This window comes from Streptococcus sp. CCH8-C6, from assembly GCF_001557225.1.
In the GTDB taxonomy this organism is placed as follows: domain Bacteria; phylum Bacillota; class Bacilli; order Lactobacillales; family Streptococcaceae; genus Streptococcus; species Streptococcus sanguinis_C.
Genome location: NZ_LSJN01000070.1, coordinates 41,770 through 67,151, shown reverse-complemented (window position 1 = coordinate 67,151; position 25,382 = coordinate 41,770). Strand labels below are relative to the sequence as shown.

The 25,382-nt window shown below is 43.6% G+C and carries 24 protein-coding genes and 1 other annotated feature; of the genes, 1 reads left to right on the top strand and 23 read right to left on the bottom strand.

Annotated elements, in window-relative coordinates; all coding sequences use genetic code 11:
- Nucleotides 1–118: 118 nt before the first annotated feature.
- From AX677_RS07910 to AX677_RS07830, 17 genes are all read right to left on the bottom strand, one after another.
- A complete protein-coding gene (locus tag AX677_RS07910) occupies nt 119–2,080 on the bottom strand; it encodes a fructose-specific PTS transporter subunit EIIC (protein WP_060976753.1) in 1,962 nt (653 codons plus the stop codon).
- Nucleotides 2,077–2,988, bottom strand: coding sequence for a 1-phosphofructokinase (gene pfkB / locus AX677_RS07905; protein ID WP_060976752.1), 912 nt, complete (start codon nt 2,986–2,988; stop codon nt 2,077–2,079). The genes AX677_RS07910 and pfkB overlap by 4 nt, the downstream gene beginning before the upstream one ends.
- Nucleotides 2,985–3,728 carry a DeoR/GlpR family DNA-binding transcription regulator gene (locus AX677_RS07900; RefSeq protein ID WP_060976751.1) on the bottom strand — a complete coding sequence of 248 codons (744 nt, stop codon included), beginning with the start codon at nt 3,726–3,728 and terminating at the stop codon, nt 2,985–2,987. Before AX677_RS07900 ends, pfkB begins: the two co-directional genes overlap by 4 nt.
- 172 nt (nt 3,729–3,900) lie before the next feature.
- Nucleotides 3,901–4,884 carry a CPBP family intramembrane glutamic endopeptidase gene (locus tag AX677_RS07895; RefSeq protein ID WP_004191400.1) on the bottom strand — a complete coding sequence of 328 codons (984 nt, stop codon included), beginning with the start codon at nt 4,882–4,884 and terminating at the stop codon, nt 3,901–3,903.
- A gap of 13 nt (nt 4,885–4,897) precedes the next feature.
- Nucleotides 4,898–5,527: a TIGR01906 family membrane protein gene (locus tag AX677_RS07890; RefSeq protein WP_004191402.1), complete on the bottom strand. Its 630-nt coding sequence runs from the start codon at nt 5,525–5,527 to the stop codon at nt 4,898–4,900.
- Nucleotides 5,520–6,290, bottom strand: coding sequence for a TIGR01457 family HAD-type hydrolase (locus AX677_RS07885; protein WP_004191405.1), 771 nt, complete (start codon nt 6,288–6,290; stop codon nt 5,520–5,522). The genes AX677_RS07890 and AX677_RS07885 overlap by 8 nt, the downstream gene beginning before the upstream one ends.
- Nucleotides 6,291–6,301: 11 nt before the next feature.
- On the bottom strand, nt 6,302–7,042 hold the full coding sequence (locus AX677_RS07880) for an acyl-[acyl-carrier-protein] thioesterase (protein ID WP_004191406.1): 741 nt from the start codon (nt 7,040–7,042) through the stop codon (nt 6,302–6,304).
- Between the two features lie 3 nt (nt 7,043–7,045).
- Nucleotides 7,046–8,176, bottom strand: coding sequence for a radical SAM family heme chaperone HemW (gene hemW, locus AX677_RS07875; RefSeq protein ID WP_060976750.1), 1,131 nt, complete (start codon nt 8,174–8,176; stop codon nt 7,046–7,048).
- 138 nt (nt 8,177–8,314) lie between these two features.
- The gene (proC, locus tag AX677_RS07870) at nt 8,315–9,118 is read right to left on the bottom strand and encodes a pyrroline-5-carboxylate reductase (protein WP_060976749.1); all 804 of its coding nucleotides are present in this window, start codon (nt 9,116–9,118) and stop codon (nt 8,315–8,317) included.
- 2 nt (nt 9,119–9,120) lie between these two features.
- Nucleotides 9,121–10,383, bottom strand: coding sequence for a glutamate-5-semialdehyde dehydrogenase (locus AX677_RS07865; RefSeq protein WP_060976748.1), 1,263 nt, complete (start codon nt 10,381–10,383; stop codon nt 9,121–9,123).
- A 21-nt stretch (nt 10,384–10,404) separates the two neighbouring features.
- A complete protein-coding gene (gene proB / locus AX677_RS07860) occupies nt 10,405–11,514 on the bottom strand; it encodes a glutamate 5-kinase (protein ID WP_060976747.1) in 1,110 nt (369 codons plus the stop codon).
- A gap of 114 nt (nt 11,515–11,628) precedes the next feature.
- Nucleotides 11,629–12,525, bottom strand: coding sequence for an RluA family pseudouridine synthase (locus AX677_RS07855; RefSeq protein ID WP_060976746.1), 897 nt, complete (start codon nt 12,523–12,525; stop codon nt 11,629–11,631).
- Nucleotides 12,509–12,976 (bottom strand): signal peptidase II, encoded by a 468-nt coding sequence (gene lspA / locus AX677_RS07850; RefSeq protein ID WP_060976745.1) that lies wholly within the window; start codon nt 12,974–12,976, stop codon nt 12,509–12,511. Before lspA ends, AX677_RS07855 begins: the two co-directional genes overlap by 17 nt.
- Nucleotides 12,977–12,979: 3 nt before the next feature.
- Entirely contained in the window at nt 12,980–13,882 is a 903-nt protein-coding gene (locus AX677_RS07845) for a LysR family transcriptional regulator (protein WP_060976744.1), read from the bottom strand.
- Between the two features lie 119 nt (nt 13,883–14,001).
- Nucleotides 14,002–14,859 carry a GNAT family N-acetyltransferase gene (locus AX677_RS07840; protein ID WP_060976743.1) on the bottom strand — a complete coding sequence of 286 codons (858 nt, stop codon included), beginning with the start codon at nt 14,857–14,859 and terminating at the stop codon, nt 14,002–14,004.
- A gap of 112 nt (nt 14,860–14,971) precedes the next feature.
- Nucleotides 14,972–16,933: a peptide ABC transporter substrate-binding protein gene (locus AX677_RS07835; protein ID WP_060976742.1), complete on the bottom strand. Its 1,962-nt coding sequence runs from the start codon at nt 16,931–16,933 to the stop codon at nt 14,972–14,974.
- A gap of 285 nt (nt 16,934–17,218) precedes the next feature.
- The gene (locus AX677_RS07830) at nt 17,219–20,017 is read right to left on the bottom strand and encodes a glycoside hydrolase family 3 N-terminal domain-containing protein (protein ID WP_060976741.1); all 2,799 of its coding nucleotides are present in this window, start codon (nt 20,015–20,017) and stop codon (nt 17,219–17,221) included.
- A 236-nt stretch (nt 20,018–20,253) separates the two neighbouring features.
- Here AX677_RS07830 and AX677_RS07825 point away from each other — a divergent pair, with 236 nt between their 5' ends.
- On the top strand, nt 20,254–20,994 hold the full coding sequence (locus AX677_RS07825) for a hypothetical protein (RefSeq protein ID WP_060976740.1): 741 nt from the start codon (nt 20,254–20,256) through the stop codon (nt 20,992–20,994).
- A gap of 61 nt (nt 20,995–21,055) precedes the next feature.
- Here the strand turns inward: AX677_RS07825 and rpmA are convergent, their stop codons facing one another.
- From rpmA to AX677_RS07795, 6 genes are all read right to left on the bottom strand, one after another.
- Nucleotides 21,056–21,349 carry a 50S ribosomal protein L27 gene (rpmA, locus tag AX677_RS07820; RefSeq protein WP_002895619.1) on the bottom strand — a complete coding sequence of 98 codons (294 nt, stop codon included), beginning with the start codon at nt 21,347–21,349 and terminating at the stop codon, nt 21,056–21,058.
- Between the two features lie 17 nt (nt 21,350–21,366).
- Nucleotides 21,367–21,711, bottom strand: a complete 345-nt coding sequence (locus tag AX677_RS07815) for a ribosomal-processing cysteine protease Prp (RefSeq protein ID WP_002900460.1) — start codon at nt 21,709–21,711, stop codon at nt 21,367–21,369.
- Nucleotides 21,712–21,726: 15 nt separating this feature from the next.
- On the bottom strand, nt 21,727–22,041 hold the full coding sequence (gene rplU / locus AX677_RS07810) for a 50S ribosomal protein L21 (protein ID WP_002895621.1): 315 nt from the start codon (nt 22,039–22,041) through the stop codon (nt 21,727–21,729).
- 34 nt (nt 22,042–22,075) lie between these two features.
- Nucleotides 22,076–22,255, bottom strand: a sequence feature (ribosomal protein L21 leader region).
- 170 nt (nt 22,256–22,425) lie between these two features.
- A complete protein-coding gene (locus AX677_RS07805; RefSeq protein ID WP_060976739.1) occupies nt 22,426–22,947 on the bottom strand; it encodes an isoprenylcysteine carboxylmethyltransferase family protein in 522 nt (173 codons plus the stop codon).
- A 21-nt stretch (nt 22,948–22,968) separates the two neighbouring features.
- Nucleotides 22,969–24,183 (bottom strand): tRNA uracil 4-sulfurtransferase ThiI, encoded by a 1,215-nt coding sequence (thiI, locus tag AX677_RS07800; protein ID WP_060976738.1) that lies wholly within the window; start codon nt 24,181–24,183, stop codon nt 22,969–22,971.
- A gap of 3 nt (nt 24,184–24,186) precedes the next feature.
- On the bottom strand, nt 24,187–25,329 hold the full coding sequence (locus AX677_RS07795; protein WP_060976737.1) for a cysteine desulfurase family protein: 1,143 nt from the start codon (nt 25,327–25,329) through the stop codon (nt 24,187–24,189).
- Nucleotides 25,330–25,382: the final 53 nt, after the last annotated feature.

The window sequence follows — 25,382 nt, the reverse complement described above, 5'->3', positions numbered from 1 at the left end:
TCCTAAAAATATGCGATAGGCCCATTATACCATATATCGAGTGAAGTTTCCATGCTAAAATTTGCAGGCCGGAAAACACAAAAAAGAATCTCACTGACAAGCGAGATTCTTTTAAATATTATTTTTCAAGTGGTTTGCGCAGGTAACCAAAGATAACGCCGCTGACTACTGCACCAATCAATACATATACCAAGTAAAGGATTGGATTATTTGTCAATCCGATAACGAAGATTCCTCCATGAGGAGCCATGAGCTTGATACCAGACAAGCCTACAAGAGCACCTGTAAGAGCTGAGCCTACGATAAAGCTTGGAATAGCACGAGCTGGGTCAGCAGCTCCAAATGGAATCGCTCCTTCTGTAATGAAAGATAGTCCCATGATGATGTTTGTTAAACCTGAATCGCGTTCTTCTTCAGTGAATTTATGTTTGAACAAAAGAGTTGCAATAAATACTGCCAAAGGCGGAACCATACCAGCTGCCATAACTGCTGCCATAACAGGCGAACCACCAGTTGAAACAGTGCTTGCCAGTGTACTAGTACCAAATACATAAGCAGCCTTATTGACCGGTCCACCCATATCGACAGCCATCATACCACCGACTAAGAGACCAAGAAGGACAGCAGAGCTTCCGCTCAGACTTGCCAAGAAATCATTCAGGGCTGTATTGATTGCTGACATTGGAATATTGACCGCCAACATCACAAATCCAGTCACAAGAACGCCCAGAAGAGGCAAGAGCAAGATTGAACGGATACCTTCAAGTGAGCGAGGCAGACCTGCAAGAAGCTTACGAAGGAGAAGGATGATACCACCAGCTAAGAAGCCGCCTACCAAAGCTCCAAGGAAACCAGATGACACACCAACTAAATCAATAGTTTTCTGACCGCCTTCAGCATAGGCAACAGCGCCAAATGATGCACCGCTGCTCGCAATTGCACCAGCTACGAAACCAGAAACCAGACCTGGCTTTTCAGCGATTGAGTATGCGATATAACCAGCTAATACTGGCAACATGAAGCCAAAGGCCGCTCCACCAATTGCTTTAAACTGCGCTGCAATCTCATGATAACTTCCCAGATTAGAAAGCTGATCTTTTGGTACACCTAAGATCTGATCCAGCAAGAATGCAATGGCAATCATAATACCACCACCAATAACGAATGGCAACATTTGGGAAACACCGCTCATCAAGTGCTTGTAAAAAGCGCCACCCAGACTAAGTTTCTCATTGCTGGATTCTGCAGCACCACCACCGTTAGCTGCCTTGTAAACCTCAGCATTTCCAGAAAGGGCCAGATTGATGAGTTCTTCTGTCTTACGAATACCATCTGCAACTGGACGATTGATCAACGGCTTGCCGTCAAAGCGATTCATCTCTACGGCCTTATCTGCCGCGATGATAACAGCTTTTGCTTTTTTAATATCTTCTGCTGTCAACTTATTTCCAACACCGCTGGCACCATTGGTTTCAACCTTGATGCCGACACCCATTTCAGCTGCGACCTTTTGCAAAGCCTCTTGAGCCATGTAGGTGTGTGCAATCCCTGTCGTACAAGCTGTTACAGCTACTAGGAAATCTCCACCTTCATTGGCAGGTTCAACGACAGCAGGTTCTTCCGCTTTTTCCGAAGCTTGGTCAAAAAGCTCAATCACCTGATCAGGCGAAGTAACTTGGCGCAGTTTATCCGCAAAGCCATCTTTCATCAGGTATTGGGACAATTCAGCCAAGGCTGCCAAGTGAGTGTCGTTAGCACCTTCTGGAGCTGCAATCATGAAGAAAAGATCAGTTGGTTGTCCATCCAAACTTTCATAATCGACACCTTTATTTGACTTGGCAAAAAGGACAGTCGCTTCTTTCACTGCGGCATTTTTGCTGTGAGGCATAGCGATTCCATCACCCAGACCTGTAGAAGTCAAGGCTTCACGAGCCAAAATCCCTTCTTTGAAAGTCTCGAAGTCTGTCACATAGCCATGATCCACTAGGCTTTGAATCATTTCTTCGATAACAGCTTTTTTCTCGGTTGCCTGCAAGTCCAGCAACATCACATCTTTTCTTAGTAAGTCTTGAATTTTCATATTTTTTCTACCTCTACTTTTTCATAGATTTCTTTTATATAATCAGCTGTCGCCAAATCATCTGAGAAGGTGGTCGCCGTTCCACAGGCCACTCCCCATTTGAAAGCTTGAATAACATCGCCAGAGCGGACAAACTCTCCGGTAAATCCAGCCACCATAGAGTCGCCAGCACCAACAGAATTTTTCACATTGCCCTTGATAGGTTTAGCGAAATAGGCACCGTCTCGAGTTACCAGTAAAGCACCGTCACCAGCCATGGAAATGATGACATGCTGGGCACCCTTGGCTAAGATTTGACGGGCATAACTCTCAATCTGATCCAAGCTTTCGAGCTTGACTCCGAAAATATCACCTAGTTCGTGGTTGTTAGGTTTGACCAAGAGCGGCTCAAATTCTAAAGAATCCAGCAGCGTCTGGCCTTCAAAGTCACAGACAACTTGTGCTCCCGTCTTTCTGGTTAAGCCAATCAGCTCCTTGTAGACAACATTTCCTAGATTTTTAGGACTGCTGCCTGCGAAGACTACCGTATCTTCTGAAGTCAGAGAAGAAAGGAACTTCTCAAGTTCTTCTAGTTTCTGACTGGAAATTTCTGGACCAGGTCCGTTAATTTCTGTCTCAGCATCTGCTTTAATCTTGACATTGATACGAGTATCCTGCTCAACTTCTACAAAATGGCTGCAAATTCCTTCTTCTTCCAGAGTATCTGTGATGAACTTACCAGTAAAACCACCGATAAAGCCAGTTGCTGTATTCTCAATACCTAGACGTTTTAGAACTCGGCTAACGTTGATACCCTTTCCGCCAGCGAATTTGTCGTCACTGTCCATCCGATTGACGCTTCCTATAAGGACCTTGTCCAGACGGACAATATAGTCGATGGAAGGGTTTAGTGTGACAGTATAAATCATACTTCAATCACCTCCGTTTTTTCTTTGAGTGCTTGAATCATTTCTGATTCATTTTGAATAGTAATAATGCTTGCTTTGGCAAGAGGAGCAACCTTGACAAAGGACGTCTGTCCTAGTTTAGAAAGATCAGCCAAGACATAAGTTTTCTTAGCGTTCTCTAAAATTGCTCTTTTGACAGCTCCTTCCTCCATATCTGGAGTGGTAAAGAAGCCATCGTCAATGCCATTCATTCCAATAAAGGCCTTATCGAAATTCAACTGACCGATTTGATTTAGGGCAACACCGCCAATGCTGGCATCCGTTGAGCGCTTGACCTTTCCGCCGATAATGACCGTCGGGATATTGCGCTCTACCAACTTGGTCGCATGGTGAATGGAGTTGGTGACAACAGTTACTCTAGGGTCATGCAGCTCATTGACTAAAAGCTCATTGGTTGTCCCCGCATCAATAAAAATCACATCATGCTCTTGAATCAAGCTTGCTGCCATCTTGGCAATAGCTGTCTTTTCTTGAATGCTTTTGATAGATTTTTCCTGATTACTCTCCTCTTCTTGTAGAAAATGAAGGCTCTCGGCTCCACCATGAACTCGTCGCAGTTTATGCTCGCTCTCCAGTTCATCCAAATCTCTTCTGATAGTTGATTCTGAAGTGTTTAAAGCATGTACTAGATAGTCTAAAGAGACAAATTTTTCTCTTATGACTGTCTCTAGAATAACTTGCTTTCTTTCCGACTTCAGCATAAAGCACCTCCTTTGGAATCGTTTACGATTATTATTATACCTCTTTATTTTTCAATGTCAAGCATTTTCTATCAAAAACCTTCAATTTCTATCTTTTTACCGAACAAAAAAAAAGAGCTGGACTATATCCAACTCCTTACATATCGTTGCATAACTGCCAAATAAAAGGCAATTAGCTATTATTGATTAAGGATACAATATAGGCTGCCATGACAGGCAGAAAAGTTCCAAGAAAAGTAAACACAACCAGAACCCAGAACCAGACTGATTTAAAAGCCTGTTTGTAGGTCCCTGGGAGCGAACGATTGGAAGCAATGTATTCTTTAAATTTTGGCCATTTCAAAATTAAAAGCAAAAGAAATACCGTGCTGCCAGCGATTAATAGGCCGTAAAAAACGATGTTAACAATAGACTCTGGAGCCTTTTTTGAAAGAAAAGCTATACCTTCTGCTATGACAAAGTTATTGAGAGCATGAAAAATGATAGACCAGATAATCGAATACTCAAAAGCGATATAGCCAAAACCTAAACCAATCAAACTAGCAAAATAAAACTGATAAAGATTTTCATGAAAGAGACCAAACAAAATCGCAGTCAGAAGAATGGCAAAAATCTTTCCATGCTTCTCTAACGCTCTCAATCCAGCACCTCTAAAAATGATTTCCTCCGTAACCGGAGCCATCAAGGATGAATAAATCAACATGGTCAGCGTTTCAGAACCGCCGCCTCCCGATTCCATACTAGATAGATCTAGATTGAAGAGTTGCATGATAGCCTGCATCATCTGATTGACAACGGCTGTAAACAATTGGGCGAATAAAAGGAAGCAAATCATATAAAAGAAAACTTTAGGAGTCATCTTCCGCCCCTTGCGACGAAGGTCGTATTTAAAGAGCTGCTTACCCCGAGACACCGTGAAAGTAAGAACACCGAGACAAGAAGCTAAAATATAAGCTCCACCGTCCTTTTCAATAAATTTAGTGAGAACTTCCTGGGTCTTTTGGATATCCATATCTTGCCCTGGCATAATAACGAAAAAAGCTACAAATGCATAAACGAAAACAGAAGCAAGCATAACCCATAAATAAGTAAAGCAAGTTGCTGAAAATCGGCCTAGATCTTTTTTAGGATTTAAAGGTTCGGGCATATAATACATAAAATCTCCTATATTAAATTTTCTCTTTACCCTTTCGGCTTAGAAAATACAAGGTTAAAAAGATTCCCTCATAAAGTAAAGCAAAAAGAATAAAGGCGTGCATGAAAAATTCTTCTGGTAGAATCCAAATGACTGGATCCTTAGTTGGATCAAACATCCAGGTATTGTCTCCGGCAAAGAGAACTTGATGAAAGAGTGTAAAAAAATTATTAAAACCAATCATAAAAGCCAGTCCAGCAAAGACAAATGGCAAGAGACTAATCACCAGAAAAGCCCGCCTGTAGAGACCTAAAAATCCCTTTTTGACTACTTTTTTGATAAAGAAAATCAAAGCAGGCAGAGTAACTAGAAAAATAGCTTGCGCCAAATGAAAAAGATACTTGACCGCCTGAAAATGATGTAGCCCTGCAGCTGACGAGCGAAAATCTGGCATCGCCAGTTTCTGACTAAAAGGATTGGTCAGGTAATTCATCAGAATATTAAAATTATACTGGATGGTCTCTGCTTTCAAATACACCTTATCTGGCAAGTTGAAATAAGAAATCTCCATCGGATATAAGAGCCAAGCCAGATAAATGGTTAGTAATATCGCTGCTGCCAGCAAGCACAAGATGCTGGCTAAAAATCTCAACTTATCACACATCGAAGTCCCACTCCGCTAGACTGGACAAGACATGCGTCGGTTGGATCGGCAGATTTGGCACTTCTTCTGGTAGGGTAAAACCTGTCGTAACCAGAAGGGTCGGAATCCCATTGTCGATTCCCGCTCGAATATCTGTCAGGTAGTTATCACCCACCATGACCACTTCTTCACGCGCCAACCCTAGATGCTCTATGGCTTTTTCCATGATGATGGCATTGGGCTTGCCGATAAAGGTCGGTTCAACCCGAGTGGCTGCTTCCAAGAGGGCGTTGATTGCACCAGCTCCCGGCTGCAAACCTCGCTCAGTCGGAATATTGAGATCTGGATTGGTTCCGATAAAGTGAGCACCCTTTTGAATAGCCAGAGTCGCTATTGTCAGCTTCTCATAATCCACTTCCCAGTCCAGACCCACTACTACATAGTCAGGATTTTCTGTATCCTCTATGTATCCAGCTTCTTCAATGGCATGTTTAAGCCCGACATCACCGATAACATAGACTTTCTTGCCCAGATTTTTCTCCTGCATATAATCAATGGTAGCTAAAGTAGCTGTGTAAATAGTTTCAAGTGGCGTCTCAATATTGAAATTTGCAGCCAGCATGGTCTGCACTGCTTCTGGCGTACGCGTGGTATTATTAGTCACGAAAAGATAGGGAATCTTGCGCTTCTGCAGCTCATGTACAAAAGCTTCACCAGCCGGAATCCGACTCTTTCCCTTATAAATCGTCCCGTCTAAATCAATCAAATATCCTTTATAAGTCATTTCTGCTCTTCCTAATTCTCTTGTTTAAACTCTTGCCAGGTTACTAAAGCCTGGGCATTGACTTCCCCGTCACTGGAAATCTGATGATTGCTCTGCAGACCTTCTAGGTCATAGCTAGAAGCAATCATACCGCCCGGACGGACTTCCTTGACATACTTGAGTTGGACTTTCTTGGGAATGTGTTTCATCAGGAAGTCTGCACCCATTACCTCAAAGATCCAGTCCAGATACTTGCTATTATTTACATGGCCGTTCATATCCAAGTCGTAAAAGCGCACATGGTAGTCCTTGCTGACAGGATTTTCCAAGTCTGGATACTTAGGACCGCGCAGTAATTTCTTGGAAAAATCAGACTGGTAAGGAGCGACAATCTCCGGATCAACGGCACGAACCTTTCGGCTATCCCGATCCATAAGAACAAAGGTTGCCATCATCTGGATAATGGCCTCACCCGCTTCATCAAAAATCGTGAAGCGACGGTAGCAAAAGAGCCGATTGTAGGTCAAAGCTTCTGTCTCAATGGTAATCTCCTCTGCAAATCGCGGCAATCGTGTCACATCAATATCATAGTCAGTGATAATCCAGACTAGGTTATACTGCTCCAGCATATCCTTGTCACTGACACCAAGCTCGATCGACTGCATCCCCGATACCTGCAAGGACAGCAGGATAACATCCGGCAACTTGATATGGCCATTCATATCTGCCATATCAAAAGGAATTTTCATTTTCATTTGATAAGTTAAGCCCATGATTTACTCCAATATAAATTTCTCAGCAACCGTATCGCCCAAAAAGAGACCTTGTTTGGTCATGCGCACGATGTCTCTGTCCGGCACTAACAAGCCCTTCTCAGTCAGTTCAGCCACAACAGCTCCGTACTGGTCTTCAAAGGAAAGACCGAATTTTTCCTCGAAGCGCTTTTTAGAAACACCTGACTTCTTGCGCAGTCCTAGAAACATCTCTTCTTCCATCTTTTCATTCAATGTCAGCACTTCTTCCTGCACACGGGCATTGCCCGCTTCTACTGCCTGCAGATAATGACGAATCGGTCCATGGTTTTTATAGCGAACACCATCGACATAGCCAGACGCTCCCGCTCCAACACCATAATATTCCGCATTGTCCCAGTACATGAGATTGTGGCGGCTCTCAAAGCCTGGCTTGGAAAAGTTTGAAATCTCATAATGCTCGAAGCCGGCCTTTTCCAGCTCAGCTATAATGTATTCAAACATCTCCGCTTCCAAATCTTCCTTGGGCAGAGGCAGCTTCCCTCGCCGCATCCGATTCATGAAGACCGTATGATTTTCCAAAATCAAGCTGTACAGACTCATGTGGGGAATGTCTAGGGCAATAGCCTTGGCTACATTGATTTTCACATCTTCCATAGTCTGCTTGGGCAGGGCATAAATCAGGTCAATCGAGATATTATCAAAACCCGCTTTTTTGAGATTGGCAATATTCTCATAGATGTCCTTTTCTGAGTGACTGCGACCAATCTGCTTGAGCATGCGATCATTGAAAGTCTGTACACCCAGCGAAACTCGATTGACAGGCGAGTCTTTAAGAACAGCAATCTTTTCCTGGTCCAAGTCCCCGGGATTGGCTTCGATGGTCAACTCTTCTAGATAAGACAAGTCCAGCTTGTCCGTCAGTTTTTCCAACAAAAAAGCCAACTGACGCGCCGATAGAGCGGTCGGAGTTCCGCCACCGATATAGAGGGTACGGAGCTTTTTGATGTCGTAAGAATCATACTCCTCAATCAAATGCTCCAGATAACTATCTACTGGCTGATTTTTGATAAAAACCTTGGAAAAATCGCAGTAATAACAAATCTGAGTACAAAAAGGAATGTGCACATAAGCAGAAGTCGGTTTGGTTTGCATAGTACTTATTATACCACAGTTTTAAAGAGAGGACTTATTTGATTATCAAACAAAGAAAAAAAGAGTGATCCTGTAAAGACAAAAATTGTCCTCGCATGTCACACCCTTTCTATAATCTAAAAAAATTGAAGATCTAAATCAATTATTCCCCAACTCCTGCGTCCTCTTGTAAGCAGCTTGAACGGCATCCATGACCGTTCCTCGAAAGGCATTTTCTTCCAAACTGACTACCCCGGCGATGGTCGAACCGGACGGACTGCAGACCTGGTCTTTGAGTTGAGCCGGATGTTGCCCACTGACCTGACTTAGCTTGGCAGCGCCTAAAAGGGTTTGATTGGCCAGTTCAAGCGATATATCGCGACTGAGTCCTGCTCGGACACCAGCATCCGCTAAAGCCTCTATAAAGAGATAGACGAAGGCTGGTCCACAGCCAGCAAGAGCTGTCGCTGCATCCAATTGCTTCTCCTCTAGTTTGACCAAAAGGCCAGCAGAAGACAGTAGCTCACGCAACAAATCTTCGTCTGCTTGATTCGCCTGCTGGGATAAGGCATAGCTAATAACACCCTCGCCAACAGCTACTGGTGTATTAGGCATGATCCGAATCCAACGATGGTGGCTAGGTGTCAATTTTTCTAATATTTCCAAACTCAGACCAGCAGCCATTGAAACCAACAAAATAGACTCCCGTTTTTCTAGAATTTCCTGATACTCAGCCAGCATGTCAGCAAATTGAGCTGGTTTGATGCCAAGGAAAATCACCTCTGCCTGAGAAAAAACTTCTTCATTACTGACCGGTTGTCCACCAACTTCCGCAGCAATCTTTTCAGCCTTGTTTCTACTTCGGTTGGCTAATAATAATTCACTTCTAAATCTTTCCTCTTGGGCAACTAGGCGAGCCAAACTGCCACCCATATTTCCCAAACCGATAAATCCAATTTTCATCATTATTTCCTCACCTGACCAGTCCCTTGGATGACGTATTTATAGCTGGTCAACTCTTTCAGCCCCATAGGACCTCTGGCATGCAGTTTCTGAGTAGAAATCCCCATTTCGCAGCCGAGGCCAAATTGACCGCCATCTGTAAAGCGGGTTGAGGCATTGACATAAACTGCCGCACTATCCACCTGCTCTGTGAAGTAAGCTGCCGCTGAATCGTTCTCCGTCACAATGGCATCCGAATGATGGGTGCTGTGAGCTTCAATATGCTCCACCGCTTCTTCCAGCGAAGAAACCAGCTTGACCGCTAAGATGTAGTCCAAAAATTCGATATCAAAATCTTCCGGACTAGCTTGCGAGCCCGAGATATACTGAGCTGCTTTCTCATCCAAACGCAATTCAACAGGGTTTTCTTGCGCAGCATCACGATCTGTTACCAAAATCTTTTGTAAACGTGGTAAAAATGCTGCAGCAATCTCTTCATGAACCAGGAGTACCTCCATGGCATTGCAGACAGAAGGGCGACTGGTCTTGGCATTCTCAATAATCGCCAAAGCCTTGTCTTGATCAGCATCCTTATCTACATAGACATGGACAATTCCAGTACCTGTCTCAATAACCGGCACAGTTGCATTTTCCACAACCGCCTGAATCAGTCCGGCACCTCCACGAGGAATGAGCAAATCCAGATATCCCTTGGCCTTCATCATAGCCTGGGCTGAAGCCCGGCTGGTATCAGAAACCAACTGGATACAATCCGGCGAAATCTTCGTCTGAGCCAAGCCTTCTTTCAAAGCTGTAACAATAGCTAGCGCTGTCTGATAAGCATCCTTGCCGCTTCTGAGGACGACTGCACTGCCACTCTTTAGGGCAAGAGCTGCAGCGTCAGAGGTGACGTTAGGCCGGCTCTCGTAAATAATACCAATCACACCCATAGCCACCCGCTTTTTACTGATGACAAGACCGTTCTCAAGCTCGGTTTTTTCCAAGACTTGCCCTACAGGATCCTCCAAGTCAATCAGCTGGCGAATGCCCTCAGCCATGGCAGCAATGCGATCCTCGTCCAGATAGAGGCGGTCCAGCATCACATCTGAAATCTTACCTTTAGACGTGTTCATATCCAATTCATTGGCTGCTAAAATATCCGCACGAGAAAGCCAGAGCTGCTTTGCCATTTCTTCCAAAGCATGGTTTTTCTCAGCAGTTGTGGCCGTATTGATCGTCTTCTTAACTTTCTGAACCTTTTTAAAAATCGCTTGTGTTGAGGTCATCTCTTCTCCTTTCCTCGTCTTCTAAAATTCTGCAAATAAATTATTTAACTCCGGTGTCAGAGAAATCCAGTCATCCCGATGAATGACGACACCTTTAGGTTTATTAGTCTTGAGCATATCTTTAAGAGCTGACTTGCCAAAACGCACGCGCCCTTTACCAAGAATAGCTCCGCTGCCTTCTTCATAAACGGTCACCGTATCCTGATAGGCAAAGTTCCCCGATACAGATACAAGACCGGATACCAACAAACTTTTTCCCTTATTTCTGAGAGCGTTGGCTGCTCCTTGGTCTACATAGATTTCACCTTGACTTTTAGCATAGAAAGCCAGCCATTGCTTCTGCGTTTTTAGACCTTTTTTCTGAGCCAAAAAGAGACTGCCATCCTTGGTTTCCTCCGCTGCTTCCAGCAGAGCATCAGTCTTGAGTGAGGAGCAGATATAGACCGGCACACCTGACATGGTCGCAAGCGTTGCTGCCTTAATCTTTGTCAGCATGCCGCCAGTTCCGTTGCTCGTTCCTGCACCGCCTGCCATATCAATCAGCTCAGAGCTGATCTTCTCAATTTTTTCAAGTCGGCGGGCATCTGGATTAGTAGAGGGATTGGCCGTGTAGAGTCCATCTACATCTGTCAAAAGCACCAAGAGGTCCGCCTGAACCATGGCTGCCACCTGCGCACTTAATGTATCATTATCCCCAACCTTGAGCTCCTCGATAGCCACTGAGTCATTTTCATTGATGATAGGAATAGCGCCGCGATTCAGCAAGACAGATAAGGCTTGATGGGCATTCTTGTAACGCCGCTTATCTGTAAAATCATCCTGAGTCAAAAGAATCTGAGCAGAAATAATTTGCTTCAAAAGAAGATTGGTTGTATATTCCTCCAAAAGCAAACCCTGTCCAACAGCAGCTGATGCCTGTTTATCCGCCACCTTGGTTGGTCGTTTTTTAAAGCCCAGAGAAGAAAAACCTGCCGCAATAGCTCCTGATGAGACCAGGATCAACTCATGCCCCGCCTCGTGCAAGAGAGCCAACTGCCGAGTAATTTCCTTTACCTTGGCGCGTGACAGACTGCCATCTGCGTTTGTCAACGATGAAGTCCCCACCTTAAATACGATTCGCTTTGCTTTCATTTCCTTTTCCTTCACTGCTAGATTGTCTTATTATACCACGATTTACGTAAAATAAAAATGACCGCGATTGAGGCGGTCTGAGAAAAATTGTATTTTAATAATGAATGGACCTGACTAATCTTGTCGTAGCTTTTCCAAGGTTTCTTGGAAAATAGCTGGCACTTCAGCTGTAAATTCCAGCACTTCACCAGTTCGAGGATGAGTAAAGCCCAGTGTTCGTGCGTGCAGAAATTGGCCATGTCCTTTTAAGGTCTTACGCGGTCCATAGACCTCATCACCAGCCACAGGATGTCCAATGTAGGCCATGTGAACGCGGATTTGATGAGTCCGACCTGTTTCTAGCTGAAGCTCAACCAAGCTATAGTCACCAAAACGTTCCAAGACCTGGAAACGCGTCAGAGCTGGCTTGCCTTTGGCCGTCACGGCCTGCTTCTTGCGGTCTTTTTCGCTGCGGCCAATCGGTGCTTCAATCACTCCACGGTCGTTAGGCAGATTTCCATGAACAATAGCCCAATACTTGCGTAGGGATTTCTTATCCTTGAGCTCATCAGCCAGAGCCACATGGGCTTGGTCATTTTTAGCAATCATGAGAAGCCCAGAAGTGTCCTTATCAATCCGATGGACAATCCCCGGCCGGAGGACACCGTTGATGCCAGAGAGGTCCTTGATGTGGTACATAAGGGCGTTGACTAGCGTACCGCTGCTATGGCCTACAGAAGGATGGACCACCATTCCCTGCGGTTTATTGACGACTGCCACGTCCTCATCTTGAAAGACGATTTCTAGCGGAATATCCTCAGGCACATACTCAACCACTTCTGGCTCAGGCAATTCATAGGAGATGACGTCACCTTCTTTGACCGCATATTTAGCTTTTTTGGTTTGGCCATTGACCAAAATCTGGCCGTCCTTAATCTGCTCATTAGCCAAACTCCGCGATAGGTCCGTCAGCTCTGCCACCGCCTTGTCCAATCGCTGACCAGCTGCTGAGGCCTCAATTTTTACTTCCATCTTTTTCTTCCTTCAAAATCATCAATAGTAAAATAGCTACACCAAAGGTCAGATACATATCAGCCACATTGAAAATAGCAAAATTGATAAAATCTAACTGAAACATATCCACTACAAAACCTTGGCGTATCCGGTCAATAAAGTTCCCCAAACCGCCAGCAATCACCAAGGTCAACCCGGCCAGCATCCACTTTGAGGCATTTAGGTGCTTGATGAGGTAGTAAACAGCTCCGCCGATGACCAAAAATGTCACCAAAGTAAAGAGCCATTGCTGGTTTTCCAGCATGGAGAAGGCTGCGCCGGTATTCTGGAGATAGGTCAGACTCACCAGATGCGGAATAAAACTCTTGACCTGCCCTAGCTTAAAATCGCTGACAATATACAACTTAACCAGCTGGTCCACAACAATAAGAATCAAGACTGCAAAAGGAATAATAATTTTTCTTTTCATACTTTATTTTTTCTGTGCAAAATACTCTTTCATAACCGATACAAAGTCTTCTCCGACCTGAGTCAGCTCCACATCTTCACGCTTGACATAGACCATATGGTTGTCCAAGTTGTCGCAAAGCTTGATGACAGTAATACCATTTACACTATTGCTGTCCAAAAAGCCAGACCCCGTCGCATAAGCATCAGTACGCTCCAAAATTCCATTCAAAGTCGCACGGTCCGTCACATTAAACATCTGTGAGCTGGCACTGGTATCGACAAAATTCTCTGAATAATAGAGATACTCGTCCTTTTCCTGAGTGAAGCGAACAGTCGGCAAAGCAGCCAAATCTTCCATGACAAGCTCATTTTTCTGAGTCAGAGGGTGATCTTCCCGCAGGTAAATATGGGTCTGAAAAGGAATCAACTCAATTACTTCCAAGCCTAACTTTTCCACCCGCTGCATAATGCCTTTGGTATTTTGATTATTAAGGTAGATAATGCCGATTTCACTGTGGCCTTGCGCTACTTCATCCAGAATCTGCACAGTTGTTGACTCAAAAATCCGGAAGTTCTTATATTCTGGATAGGTCTGAGAAAATTGAGTAATCAAAGGCGGCAAAAAATCATAGTGCTGACTGGCAATTGAGAACTCATCCCGCTCTTCCTCGGGATTTGCATATTGGTTTTGGAAGACATCAAAACCCTTGACCAAATCTTGAGCCTTCTCATAAAACTCCATTCCTCGGCGAGTCAGAAAAGTCCCGCTGCTGGTCCGACGAAAAATCTTGAAGCCCAGTTCTTTTTCCAGATCACGGACAGAGATAGACAGACTAGGCTGGCTGACATACATTTTTTCCGCGGCTTCTCGAAAGGTTCCACTGTTAGCAATGGCGACCACATAACGCAATTGTTGAATATTCATAACATTTTCCTTCTTTACATATCGTCTCATTATACCATAAACCAAGGCAGAACAAAAGAAACCAGCTGTAAGAAGCCGGTTTCTCCTTTTAAGTTAATGAGCAATCTGAGGCAAATTTGCTATTTTTCTTTTAGATAAACAACCTCTGTCATCTCTTTGAAGCCTAGCTTTTTATAGAGTTTCAAAGCTTGAGTATTCTGCTTTTCTACGACAATCTGAAACTCCTGTCCATTGCGCTCGTTCAAATCCTGCATACTTGCAAGCAAGAGATAGCTTCCTAACCCTTGCCCCTGAAAGTCTTGATCAACCGCCAAGCCAAAGAAATAATTGGTACCAAAATCCGTATCAACTGACACAGAAGCTACACCTCTACCATCTTTCTTCAAGATATAAAGCAGACTGGATGTGCTGCTGACGGCTTCTCTGGCATATTTCAAAGCAACATCTAGCGGTGTCTCAAAGACTTGGGACTGAAAGGCTGCAATCTCTTCTGCCAAGTCCAAACTTCCCTGCATGACCTCTATCCCTTCTCTTTCTTCCAGAGGAAAAGTTTGAGCAGGCTGTGCCAGCCAGATTTCCGCTTCATCTGCTTGGTAATCAAATCTTCTAGCAAAATCAGGTTGAGCGCTCAAAAAGACCAGCTCCACTATATATTCAATCTTGGTCAAATCATACTTATCAGCTACTTTTGCAAAAGCAGCTAGAAGCTGATTAGCTACACCCTGACGGCGATACGCCGGCAGAACATAGAGAGAAACCTCTGCTTGGCCGGGTTCATCCGCATAGACTGATAAAAATCCGATGGTTCGGCCATCCATCTCAGCCAAGAAAAAGGCTGGCATTTCAGGAACTGCATTATAATTATTATCCAGATAGGGCAGTCGATAGCCTCCGTCTACCTTATTACACTCTTGAACTAATTCAAACAATGCCTGCTTTTCTTTCTCAGGTAATGCACTATAAGTTCTTATCTGCATCCGTCTCACTTCCTTCAAGTATTTCTTTCTATTTTACTACAAAAACCTTAGTCAAGCCATTCAAAAAGGGGCTGGAAAAATCCAGCCCCAATGTCGCTAAGTGAATCTTTTTTTATTTTTCAACGTGGTCAGCAAGTTCTTCCTGGGCTTTTTTATTTGCCGCAGTAGCTTCTTCTTTCCATTTTTTCTTAGCCGCTTCGTATTCTTTGGTCGTTACAACATCCTTCTGAAGCTGAGTCAGCTTGAAGTTGTAGCCTGAACCTTTGACACCAACTGGTGAGTAGGCTTTTGTAAATGGCACTGATTTAGTAACAGACGGTGTTGCTCCTTGTGAAACAGTCGGAATAATCAAGCCGCTATCTAGCAACCAAGCTTCCGCTTCTGCATACTTTTCGTAACGCAGCTGCACATCGTTGGTTTCAGCATTAGCTTCTTCCAGCATCTTGGTATAAGTATCCAAGCCTAGCTCTTTAATCTTATCATTGTCTTGACCTGGTTCAAATCCAAAGTTTTGCAAGCTTCCGCCATTCTTGATATTGAGAGTATCAAGGTAGGTAGATGGGTCTTGGTAGTCACCAGTCCAGCCACCAGTAGACATATCATAGTCTTTCTGAGCAGCAGAGTTAGCAAAATAAGTGATATTATTAAGATCGTCTGTGCTCATCTTTTGCAGGTCAATGACGACATTTTCCGCTCCAAGAGCTGATTCGATAGACTGTTTGGTTGAGCTAGCCCATTGAACGCCAATCGTGCTAGACTGATCAACTGGCATATCTAAGTGAATTGGGAATTCAACACCCTTAGCCTGCAAGGCTTGCTTCGCTTCTGCAAATTTCGCCTTAGCTTTTTCAGGATTGTAGTAAGGATCTTGAGCGTCAGAGAGGTCAATTCCTTGCCATTGGCTGCCATAGTTGACTAATTTTTCTCCAACAACAGTTCCAAAATCCTTGTCGCCAATTTGGACAAAGCTAGGCGGTACCAAGGTATTTCTCAAGACCTTAGTCGCTCCGTCTTCACCATTTCCTTGCGCACCATAAGATGTACGGTCAAATGCAAAGTTAATAGCCTGACGGAAGTCTTTGTTCATGATTGCTTCGTTAGTAGCAGATTTTTGAGCATCTGTTGTTTTAGAAGTATGATTGTAAGACTGACGGTTGTAGTTGAAATTATAGTAATAAGAAGTAGAATCTTGCGGGCTGTATACGATATTGTCCGCATATTTCTTCTTGACTGAAGCAAAGCCAGAGCTATTCGGATAGAGACGAGCTGTGCTGTAAACGCCATCGCTGAAGTTACGAATCAGCGCTTCCTGATCATTTCCATCGTAGTAGGTCAGTTTAATACTATCCAGAGTGACATTGTCTTTGTCATAGTAGTTTTGGTTCTTGACAAATTCCATCACAGACTTGGAAGTCAGAGACTTGAGCAAGTAAGGACCATTATAGAGGATGCTAGATGGCTTGACAGAGCCAAAATTGCTTCCTTCTGCTTTCAGAAACTCTTCATTGACTGGGAAAAGAATCGTGCTGGTCGTTTTAGAGTTCCAGTAAGGCTCCGGACGGGCCAAAGTGTATTGCAGGGTATGGTCATCAATAGCTTTGACACCAACATTGTCAAAATTCTTATCTTCACCCTTGATATAAGCATCCAAGCCCTTCACAGAGTCCTGAACGAGATAAATAGCTTCAGAATTTTCATCCGCTGCATATTTCAAACCAGTCACAAAGTCCTGGGCCTTTACTTCTGCATATTCTTCACCATCGGATGTGTACCATTTAGCATCATCGCGTAGCTTATAAGTATAGGTCAGGCCGTCCTTAGAAACTGTCCATGACTTGGCGATTGAGGGAACCAGATTCCCGTACTTGTCATTTTCAAAAAGTCCATCGACCAGGTTGGAAATGACATCACCTGTCGTTGCACGGTTTGTAGTAAGATAGTTCAAGCTGTCAGGGTCTGAACTATAAACGTAAGTATAATTATTTGTGCTAGATGAAGACTGGCTACAAGCCGTCAGCAATAGCCCGGCACTCAGTGCAACTCCAGTCGCAATCAGCCACTTTGATGCTTTCATGGATAGAACCTCCTTTGATGTTACATTTTATAACATGAACTATTATACCAAAAAGCGTATAAAAAGTAAATAGTAAACCGATGACAGATGAGTAAAATATTCAAGTCAGTATGCTTTTAGGAAACACATAAAGCTCTCAGCTACCGCATTCCTACTAATTTCCAAATAAAAAAAGAAGAATCCGTTTTTACTGCAAACTTGCTTTGGATTCTTCCTTTTTGTTATTTTATCAAGAATAAGTAAAACTGTAAGCTTTTCAACACTGCTCGCTCATTCTTTTATTGCTTATAGTCTGCGAGAGGACAAGTCATACAGATAGACAGCCCCAAACAAGAACAAGGCACCCAGCAAGACTAAGAACAAACTGCTGCTGTCTCCTGTTTTTGGAAGCTGGCTAAACTGTGCAGCCTGCTGACTTAGCTGCCGACGAGAACTTACAGGTTCAACAGAACGCAAACTCAGCTGCGGAGGATTTTGTTGACCTGGAACCATGCTCTGCCTAGCTGCAGTAATCTGAATAAGCTCCTTATAATAACCTTCTCCCATGCTGAATTCTCTATCTTGACTGTCAATCAAGGTCAGAGAAAGTACCGGACTGAACTGACCCTCTACTAAACCTTTCAAGCTGATCTCAACCGGATTGGAATCATTGGCTTTTTTAGAAATCAGAACAGTATCGCCAGAGATGGTATAGTCAGGACTTGGCAGGATGTTGAAATGCTGACTATCAATCTTAAGGGCAAGACGGTAGTCATTTTTCTCTAGACCGTTTAATTCACTCAGGGTAACAGTAGCTGTAAAAGGCTGAGCTAGCTGAGCAGATGCAGGGATATTGAGTTTGATATCCTTAACTGGATCGGTATAAAAGAGACCTTGCCCGATAGGATAGGCTACCTCTGTCTCGGACATGATACCATCCTTGATGAGCGGCACATTTACTGGTAACTTCCCAATATGATTTTGACCATTAAAAACGACTTCCACACCAGCTGGGATATTAGGGCCGAAGGCATTGTCAGGCTTCAGAGACTCTGTTGGATCCATGCCCTTGTTTCCATAAACTGCTACAATAGCCTTGGCATTAGGATAATTCGCTACATCATAAGGTTTGGAAATGCTCATGACAGCTGCCTGTTTTCCAGTTGCATTTGCATAGTCCACAACTTCTGTCGGAACTCTTGTCAGCCAGAAATCGCTGGCTAGTTGAGATTGCCGTCCAATTTCAGAAATCAAGACTAGGTGAGTTGCTTGGTCAATCTTCCCTTTCAAATCTTCTAACTTGGTTGTCTTGCTGTAGTTCATCGCTTCATATGTGACACCTGCTGGAATCACTCCGTCCGCTATCAGACGCTTGACACCCAGCTCTAGTCCAGGCACTTCATCGTCATAAGCCGCTAACAGCAAAATCCTGTCGCCAGATTTGACTTTAAAAGGCAGAACAGTATCATCGTTTTTAACTACAGTCACTGCGCTAGCAGCGATTTTTCGTTCAGTATCTCTGTTTAACTCTGAGCCAACAGTTGCTTCAGCCTTAGCTTGTGTGCGCTCAGATGGGTCAAAGTCTAAAATACCTCGTTTTTCTTTTAGATTCAAGATACGGGTCACTGACTCATCCAATCTGCTGGCTGGAATATCGCCCCTCTGAACCGCCTGCTCAATATCATTGATAATCTTATCGATTTTAGCTAAATCACTCTTGCTACGTAAGACGGTTGGCATCAGCACCACGTCTACACCTGATTTGATTGCCATGATAGCCGCTTCAGATTCTCCGAAGTTTTTGGCAATCGCATCCATGCCCATGGCATCAGATACCACTACACCCTTGTAGCCAAACTTCTTGCGAACAATGCCGGTAATAATGTCATCAGACAAGGTGGCAGGGATATAGATGGTTTCCCCAGTTTGTTTAGATATAACCGTGTCTTTTTCGATCTGAGGATATTGGATATGAGCTGTCATCAGCATATCAGCGTTTTTGTCAATGGCAGCTTTGAAAGGCAAGAACTCCAGTGCTTCTAACTCCGCATAGGACTTATCTACCAGAGGCAGACCAGTGTGAGAATCCACCGCTGTATCACCATGCCCAGGGAAATGCTTAGCCGCTACTGCGACATTGTATTTCTGAATCCCCTCCATCATAGCCGTTCCCAAACGGGCAACCACCTTAGGATCTGAAGAGAAGGAACGCAAACCAATAACGGGATTCTGCGGATTATTATTTGTATCAAATACTGGGGCAAAGTTGACATTCAAACCTAAAGCCGATAATTCCCGTCCGATAATTTGACCTGCTTGATTAGCCAATTCCGGATCACGCGTCGCGCCAACTGCCATGTTCCCAGGAAGAGCTGTCCCGCTGCCCAAACGATAGACGATACCACCTTCTTGGTCAATCGCGAGCAAAAGCGGCAGCTTACCATTATTAGCTTGGTTGCTGATAGCTGCTTGTTGCAGGGCCTGTGTCAAGGCTAAGGTTTGAGCAGTTCCCTTCACATTCTCAGCAAAAAGAATAACTCCGCCAAAATCGTATTTATCAACCGCTTCTGCAACCTCTTTATTAAGCTCCGTCATATCGGACTGGGCAGCTTGGCCCTCTTGCTGCCATTTTCTGAAGTCTGGCATCAGCATCTGGGTAATTTTCTGACGAAGCGTCATATCTGCCACAAGCTCCTGTACTCTCTTAGAAGCTGGTGGCGCATCAGTCGCCGCTTGACCTTGCGCCTGATTGGCATCTGAGGAAACTTCTGCAGACTGAGCGGTCGCTGGTTTGGCAGAATCTTCTACCAAATTACCAGTATTAGCTTCTTGGGTTGAAGCAGCCGTTTCAGTAGCTGCAACTTCCGAAGCATCAGAGACTGGCAAGGCTTTTGCGGCAATTTGACTATCCTGACTTGTCGTGCCACTAGCCCCTGCAACACTATCAGAAGAGTCCGTTACAACTGCTGCACTTGCTTGTTCAGACTGGTTAGCAGATTCTGGCGGCTGATTAACCGAATCTGCTTTTATGGCTCCCAATGGCCAAAAAACTAGTAATGATAAGGCAAGCGCCAATAGCAATTTATACCTTTTCATCATAGGCATTCTCCTTTCATCCCTATAATAATAGCACAAAAAACGATGTTTGTAAACGTTTACATATCATCTAATGATTGTTTGTTTTTATCACCAATTAGTAATACAATCTCTATAAAAATGAAATAGTATTACAATATTATAGAAATGTTACAGAGGTATAATTTTATAGAAATAACATAACCTAACTGTTAAAAATGAGATTCTTTAATCTTATAGTAACAGTTGCATAGAAAGGATTTGCTATGAGACAAGAAAAGAACACCAAAGCAATGTTCAACCGCCGCTATTGGCTGGGCCTCTCTCTCGCTTCTGCTGCGACTTTGGCCTCTGCTTTGATTTCCACCGGAACAGTTCAAGCGGAGAACAAGTCAATCCCTGACTGGGCTTCTAGACGTGAAGTTGGTATTTACGATCCTAGTGTACCAGATATTGAGGACGACCCTACTATCTTTGATGATCCAGGACCTATCAAGGTTCCGGAGGCTCCTAAACGTGAGTTCCCTGCTGCTTTTTATGATGAGTCTGGGGAAATAATTAAAAATAGAATCGTACTTCACGAGGGTAAATACTATCTCGCAAACCAATATGGAGATACATACAAAATTCAAGATGACCCAGCAGAACAAATTCCGACAAATCTAAAAAACTCCTTCTATACCAGCCCAACAGGTAAGGTCTATTATTTTGACGAAAAAGGACGAAGGGTCATCAATCTTTACAGTGTAGATGGCAAACAATACTTCTTTGATTCTTACGGAGAAATGGCTAAAAACAGATTTATTAGTTACTCTGAATACACTTATTACTTTGGAGAAGATGGAACACCTTATAAAAACGGACTTTATAAGATTGGCAAGTACTATTATTACTTTACCGAGTATGGCGATCTTTTGAGGCAAGGTTCTTTCGACTACAAAGGAAAGACCTATTATACTAATTGGCATGGCGTTGTTAATATAAAAGACGAAGAAGTTGCGCCATAGTAAAAAGTTCCGATATAAAAAATCCCCCGCTTAATAGCAGGGGATTTTATCCATTTCTGAATTATTTAGCGATTGGGTAAACAGAAACTTGTTTCTTATCGCGACCTTTGCGTTCAAAGCGTACTACGCCTTCAACTTTTGCAAACAAAGTATCATCTCCGCCGCGTCCAACGTTGACACCTGCATGGATATGAGTGCCGCGTTGACGGTAAAGGATAGAGCCACCTGTTACAGTTTGACCGTCAGCTGCTTTAGCTCCCAGACGTTTCGCTTGTGAATCACGTCCGTTAGATGTGGAACCTCCACCTTTTTTGTGGGCGAATAGTTGCAAGTTAGCAAGATTCATTTTTAACATAATGTTTTTCCTCCGTGTTAGTTTTCTGTGATAACTCTGGTTTGGACGAACTCAGAAGAGTCCTCCGATAAGTTTGCCATTCCTAGGAAAAATGATTCAAAGAAAAGCTGAGTCATTTCTCTTTGGTGTGACGGTATATCCTGAGGAATTTCAACCTTCAGATAGCCGCCTTCTATTTCGTTTAATTCTAAGTTTGGTTCGTAGCCTGCGAATTTCTCAACTGAATTGACAAAATTAATGGCGAGCGTCGAAACGGACGCACACACGACATCAAAGCCGTATTCACCACTCGCGGCGTGACCTGTGATTTCTGCACGCCTCAGTTCGCCATCTTCGGCTCTTTCAAAGACTGCTTGTATCATTTAATCTCCTTAAAATTAAGCGTTGATAGCGTTGATGACAACTTTTGTATATGGTTGACGGTGACCTTGTTTACGATGGCTGCCTTTTTTAGGTTTGTACTTGTAAGTAACAACTTTCTTTTGCTTGCCTTGTTTTTCAACAGTTCCGACAACAGTAGCTCCAGCAACAAGCGGAGTTCCTACAACAGTGTTTTCACCACCAACAAGAACAACTTCGTCAAAAGTAACGTCTTGACCAGCTTCAGCGTTCAACTTTTCAACGTAGATTGCTTGACCAACTTCAACTTTAACTTGTTTTCCGCCAGTTTTAATGATTGCGTATGTGCTCATTATGCACCTCCTATGATTTTTTAGGGTTTCCCCGAATTTTGTGAAGACTCGCCTAGCATCGTGGGACGAACCACTTAAGAGAAGAGCTCTAAGTATAACAAAGAATAAACTAGGAATTGAGCCGAAGGCATAACTTGTGTTAGGCAAGGCGATAATGACGAAGTTTAAATTTGTTATACGACGAGCAACGATGTTCGTGCGGTTGCACAGGAATGTGCATAGTCAACTCTATAAGTATATCACTTCTGCCGCTCTTTAGCAAGTTTTTTTATCTCATGAAAACGGATTTTCAAGGATTATCTTTAGATTTTGTCTACTAATGAACAAAGACTATTTCTGTTATCCGCTAACCGCCTTGTTAAATAATGATTAGATAAAAAATTTCTAAATATAACGCCGAACCTTATCTTGATAGTCTTGATAAGACTTTCCGAATTTTTCAAGACACCAGCGCTCTTCAGATAGGATAATCCAGTGGGCCGCAGTCTGAAAAATCACTAAAATCAGAAAGAAAATCATTGACTTAGTCAAAAAAGCTATTCCCAAAAAACAAACAAAGTAAGCTACATACATGGGATTACGGGAATAGCGATAAAGACCCTTTGTATTCATGCCGTTTGCATCTGGTCTAGCGAAATCCCTCATACTGATAGCACACAAAGCCAAACCAAGCAGGTAAATAGCTATACCAGCATAAAAGAAAACAGAAAAATCAAACTTAATTTCAAGCAAAAAAGGCGTTATGAACAAAGCTAGATTGCTCAATTGATAAATCATATAAGCTATCTTTTCCTTTCCTTGGACTGGTGCAAAATAAGCTGCGCGTGACAAAGCATTTTTGCCAAAATGACTTAATAAAGGAAAACGAATCAGCAGAAAAGGAATTAAGAGAAAAACAGCAAGCATAAACGTCACCTTCTCTCGCTTTTACAACAGCCCCTCAATCAGCTCATCAACTTCATCAGCCTCTGCTTGCGGTCTGATTTCTGTAATCATGATTCCTGCAACAGCGCGCTCCACCAAGCCTTCAACATCTAGGTAAGTTTCATACTTCTCAGCATTCTTGATTTTCGGATTAGTTTTAGGTCGGTCTGGAGCAAAAATGGTACAGCAGTCTTCAAATGGTTGGATAGAGATTTGGAAAGTATCAATTTTCTCTGCAATATCAATGATTTCCAGCTTGTCCATGGTCACGACAGGACGTATAACCGGTGTATTGGTTACAGCGTTGATAGCCTGCATACTCTCAATCGTTTGACTTGCCACCTGACCAAGACTTTCTCCGTTGATAATGACTTGAGCGCTCCGCTCCTCTCGAATCCGGTCCGTAATACGCATCATAAAGCGACGGGTCAGTGTCATGAGATAGGCTTCTGGAGCCTTGGCCTTGATTTCCTCCTGAATCTCTGTAAAAGGCACTTCGATAAACTGGATGTTGCCGCCAAACTTGGTCAGTTTTCGAGTCAAATCCTGAGCTTTTTTCAAAGCACCTGGACTGGTGTAAGGCGGACTGGCAAAGTGAACCGCCTCAATATCCACACCACGCTTAAGAGCCAGATAGCCCGCCACCGGTGAGTCAATCCCACCAGAAAGCATGAGCATACCTTTTCCTGAAGTGCCAACCGGCAGTCCTCCAGCACCACGAATCGTTTCATACGAGATATAGGCCGCTTCTTCACGAATTTCGACCCGAAGCTCAATATCTGGTGCTTTCATCTTGACCTGAACATTGGGAATAGCCTCAAAAACAGCATCACCAAGCGTCTGGTTAAGCTCGCGGCTATCCAATTCAAAGCTGTGGTCACTGCGCTTGCTGGTAATTTTAAAGGTCATGCCTTCCTGATAGACTTGCTTCATGATGGTTTGAACAGCTTCAATCAAGGCTGGTACAGACTTTTTAACCCTATAAGATGGTGAGAAATTCTGAATCCCAAAAATCTGCTTGAGTGATTCAGCGACCAGCTGATAATCGGTCCCTTGCAGATAGATATGAGTGCGGTCACGGTCAGCCTTGACATGGACCTGTGGATAGACTGACAAGACAGCTTGGATATTGCGTTTGAGTTTGTTGATAAAGCGCATGCGGTTCTTCCCTTTGGTTGAGAGCTCGCCGTAGCGCACCATAATTTCTGAATATTGCATTGTTTACCTTACTTTTCTGGTTTTTTCGTAAATAATTTTAAAAGTCGTCAAAAACTGCTCCATCTGGCTCATATCGTTGTCAAGATCCAAACTGATGCGAACAGCAGTTTGAGCGAGAGACTTTTCGACGCCCATAGCGATTAGGGTTCCTGCTGGCTTACCGGCCTTAGAAGAGCAAGCACTAGTAGTCGAGATATAGATCTCGTAGTCTTCAAATGCATGGACGACAACTTCACCCCGCACTCCCTTGATACCAAAGGTTAGTATATGAGGCGCAAAATTTTCCATGTCTGAGAAAATCACCACATCTGGATACTTCTGCAGCTCTTCAAGGAGAATCTTCTTCATCTGAGCCGTCCGCTGGGCAAATACTTCTTGCTTTTCCATGGACAAACGCAGTGCCTTGGCCGTCGCTGCAATGCCAGCTAAATTCTCCGTCGTTGAGCGCTTGTCTGACTCCTGACCACCGCCAGTCAAGAGGGGGCTGATTTTCTTACCAGACTTGATATAGACAAATCCTACGCCCCGGACACCGTGAAATTTATGACTGGAAAATGTCGCAAAATCCACGCGATCCGTCAGATAAGAAGCTGTCGGAATCTTCGTAACAGCCTGGACAGCATCCACGTGAAATGAAATAGTCGGCTTGTCTGCTAGCAGTTCAGATATCTTCTGAATGGGCTGAATACTGCCGATTTCATTATTGACAGCCATGATGGAGATTAGAGTGGTGTCTGGTCGAATCAACTCAGCCAGCTTGTCTACATCAACAAAACCTGCCTTGTCCACTGGGGCAAAATCTATTTCAAAGCCTTGACTCTGCAACCAGAGGGCTGATTCTTTAACTGCAGGATGCTCAATGTTGGATACGATGATGTGTTTGCCAAAGGGAGCCTTTTCAAAAGCAACTCCCTTTAGCACCCAGTTGTCCCCTTCTGTCCCTCCGGACGTAAAAAAAATCTCCGACAAAGACTTTCCTAAAAGCTCTGCTATTTGCCTGCGTGAAGCTTCTAAGAGACGGGTTGCCTGACTGCCTAAACTGTGCAGACTGGATGGATTTCCCCAGATTTTAGAAGCGACCTCTGTGTAAGCGGCCAAAGCCTCAGGATAAGGCTTGGTTGTCGCTGAATTATCTAAATAAATCATGTTCTTTCCTCTAAATTTCAATACTCCTATTGTAACACGAAAGAGAAACTGGA

What these genes read in the sequence shown, in the direction of transcription:
- AX677_RS07910 (WP_060976753.1), bottom strand. Translation starts at nt 2,080, where the DNA reads ATGAAAATTCAAGACTTACTAAGAAAAGATGTGATGTTGCTGGACTTG.
- pfkB (WP_060976752.1), bottom strand. Translation starts at nt 2,988, where the DNA reads ATGATTTATACTGTCACACTAAACCCTTCCATCGACTATATTGTCCGT.
- AX677_RS07900 (WP_060976751.1), bottom strand. Translation starts at nt 3,728, where the DNA reads ATGCTGAAGTCGGAAAGAAAGCAAGTTATTCTAGAGACAGTCATAAGA.
- AX677_RS07895 (WP_004191400.1), bottom strand. Translation starts at nt 4,884, where the DNA reads ATGTATTATATGCCCGAACCTTTAAATCCTAAAAAAGATCTAGGCCGA.
- AX677_RS07890 (WP_004191402.1), bottom strand. Translation starts at nt 5,527, where the DNA reads ATGTGTGATAAGTTGAGATTTTTAGCCAGCATCTTGTGCTTGCTGGCA.
- AX677_RS07885 (WP_004191405.1), bottom strand. Translation starts at nt 6,290, where the DNA reads ATGACTTATAAAGGATATTTGATTGATTTAGACGGGACGATTTATAAG.
- AX677_RS07880 (WP_004191406.1), bottom strand. Translation starts at nt 7,042, where the DNA reads ATGGGCTTAACTTATCAAATGAAAATGAAAATTCCTTTTGATATGGCA.
- hemW (WP_060976750.1), bottom strand. Translation starts at nt 8,176, where the DNA reads ATGCAAACCAAACCGACTTCTGCTTATGTGCACATTCCTTTTTGTACT.
- proC (WP_060976749.1), bottom strand. Translation starts at nt 9,118, where the DNA reads ATGAAAATTGGATTTATCGGTTTGGGAAATATGGGTGGCAGTTTGGCT.
- AX677_RS07865 (WP_060976748.1), bottom strand. Translation starts at nt 10,383, where the DNA reads ATGACCTCAACACAAGCGATTTTTAAAAAGGTTCAGAAAGTTAAGAAG.
- proB (WP_060976747.1), bottom strand. Translation starts at nt 11,514, where the DNA reads ATGAAAGCAAAGCGAATCGTATTTAAGGTGGGGACTTCATCGTTGACA.
- AX677_RS07855 (WP_060976746.1), bottom strand. Translation starts at nt 12,525, where the DNA reads ATGGAAGTAAAAATTGAGGCCTCAGCAGCTGGTCAGCGATTGGACAAG.
- lspA (WP_060976745.1), bottom strand. Translation starts at nt 12,976, where the DNA reads ATGAAAAGAAAAATTATTATTCCTTTTGCAGTCTTGATTCTTATTGTT.
- AX677_RS07845 (WP_060976744.1), bottom strand. Translation starts at nt 13,882, where the DNA reads ATGAATATTCAACAATTGCGTTATGTGGTCGCCATTGCTAACAGTGGA.
- AX677_RS07840 (WP_060976743.1), bottom strand. Translation starts at nt 14,859, where the DNA reads ATGCAGATAAGAACTTATAGTGCATTACCTGAGAAAGAAAAGCAGGCA.
- AX677_RS07835 (WP_060976742.1), bottom strand. Translation starts at nt 16,933, where the DNA reads ATGAAAGCATCAAAGTGGCTGATTGCGACTGGAGTTGCACTGAGTGCC.
- AX677_RS07830 (WP_060976741.1), bottom strand. Translation starts at nt 20,017, where the DNA reads ATGCCTATGATGAAAAGGTATAAATTGCTATTGGCGCTTGCCTTATCA.
- AX677_RS07825 (WP_060976740.1), top strand. Translation starts at nt 20,254, where the DNA reads ATGAGACAAGAAAAGAACACCAAAGCAATGTTCAACCGCCGCTATTGG.
- rpmA (WP_002895619.1), bottom strand. Translation starts at nt 21,349, where the DNA reads ATGTTAAAAATGAATCTTGCTAACTTGCAACTATTCGCCCACAAAAAA.
- AX677_RS07815 (WP_002900460.1), bottom strand. Translation starts at nt 21,711, where the DNA reads ATGATACAAGCAGTCTTTGAAAGAGCCGAAGATGGCGAACTGAGGCGT.
- rplU (WP_002895621.1), bottom strand. Translation starts at nt 22,041, where the DNA reads ATGAGCACATACGCAATCATTAAAACTGGCGGAAAACAAGTTAAAGTT.
- AX677_RS07805 (WP_060976739.1), bottom strand. Translation starts at nt 22,947, where the DNA reads ATGCTTGCTGTTTTTCTCTTAATTCCTTTTCTGCTGATTCGTTTTCCT.
- thiI (WP_060976738.1), bottom strand. Translation starts at nt 24,183, where the DNA reads ATGCAATATTCAGAAATTATGGTGCGCTACGGCGAGCTCTCAACCAAA.
- AX677_RS07795 (WP_060976737.1), bottom strand. Translation starts at nt 25,329, where the DNA reads ATGATTTATTTAGATAATTCAGCGACAACCAAGCCTTATCCTGAGGCT.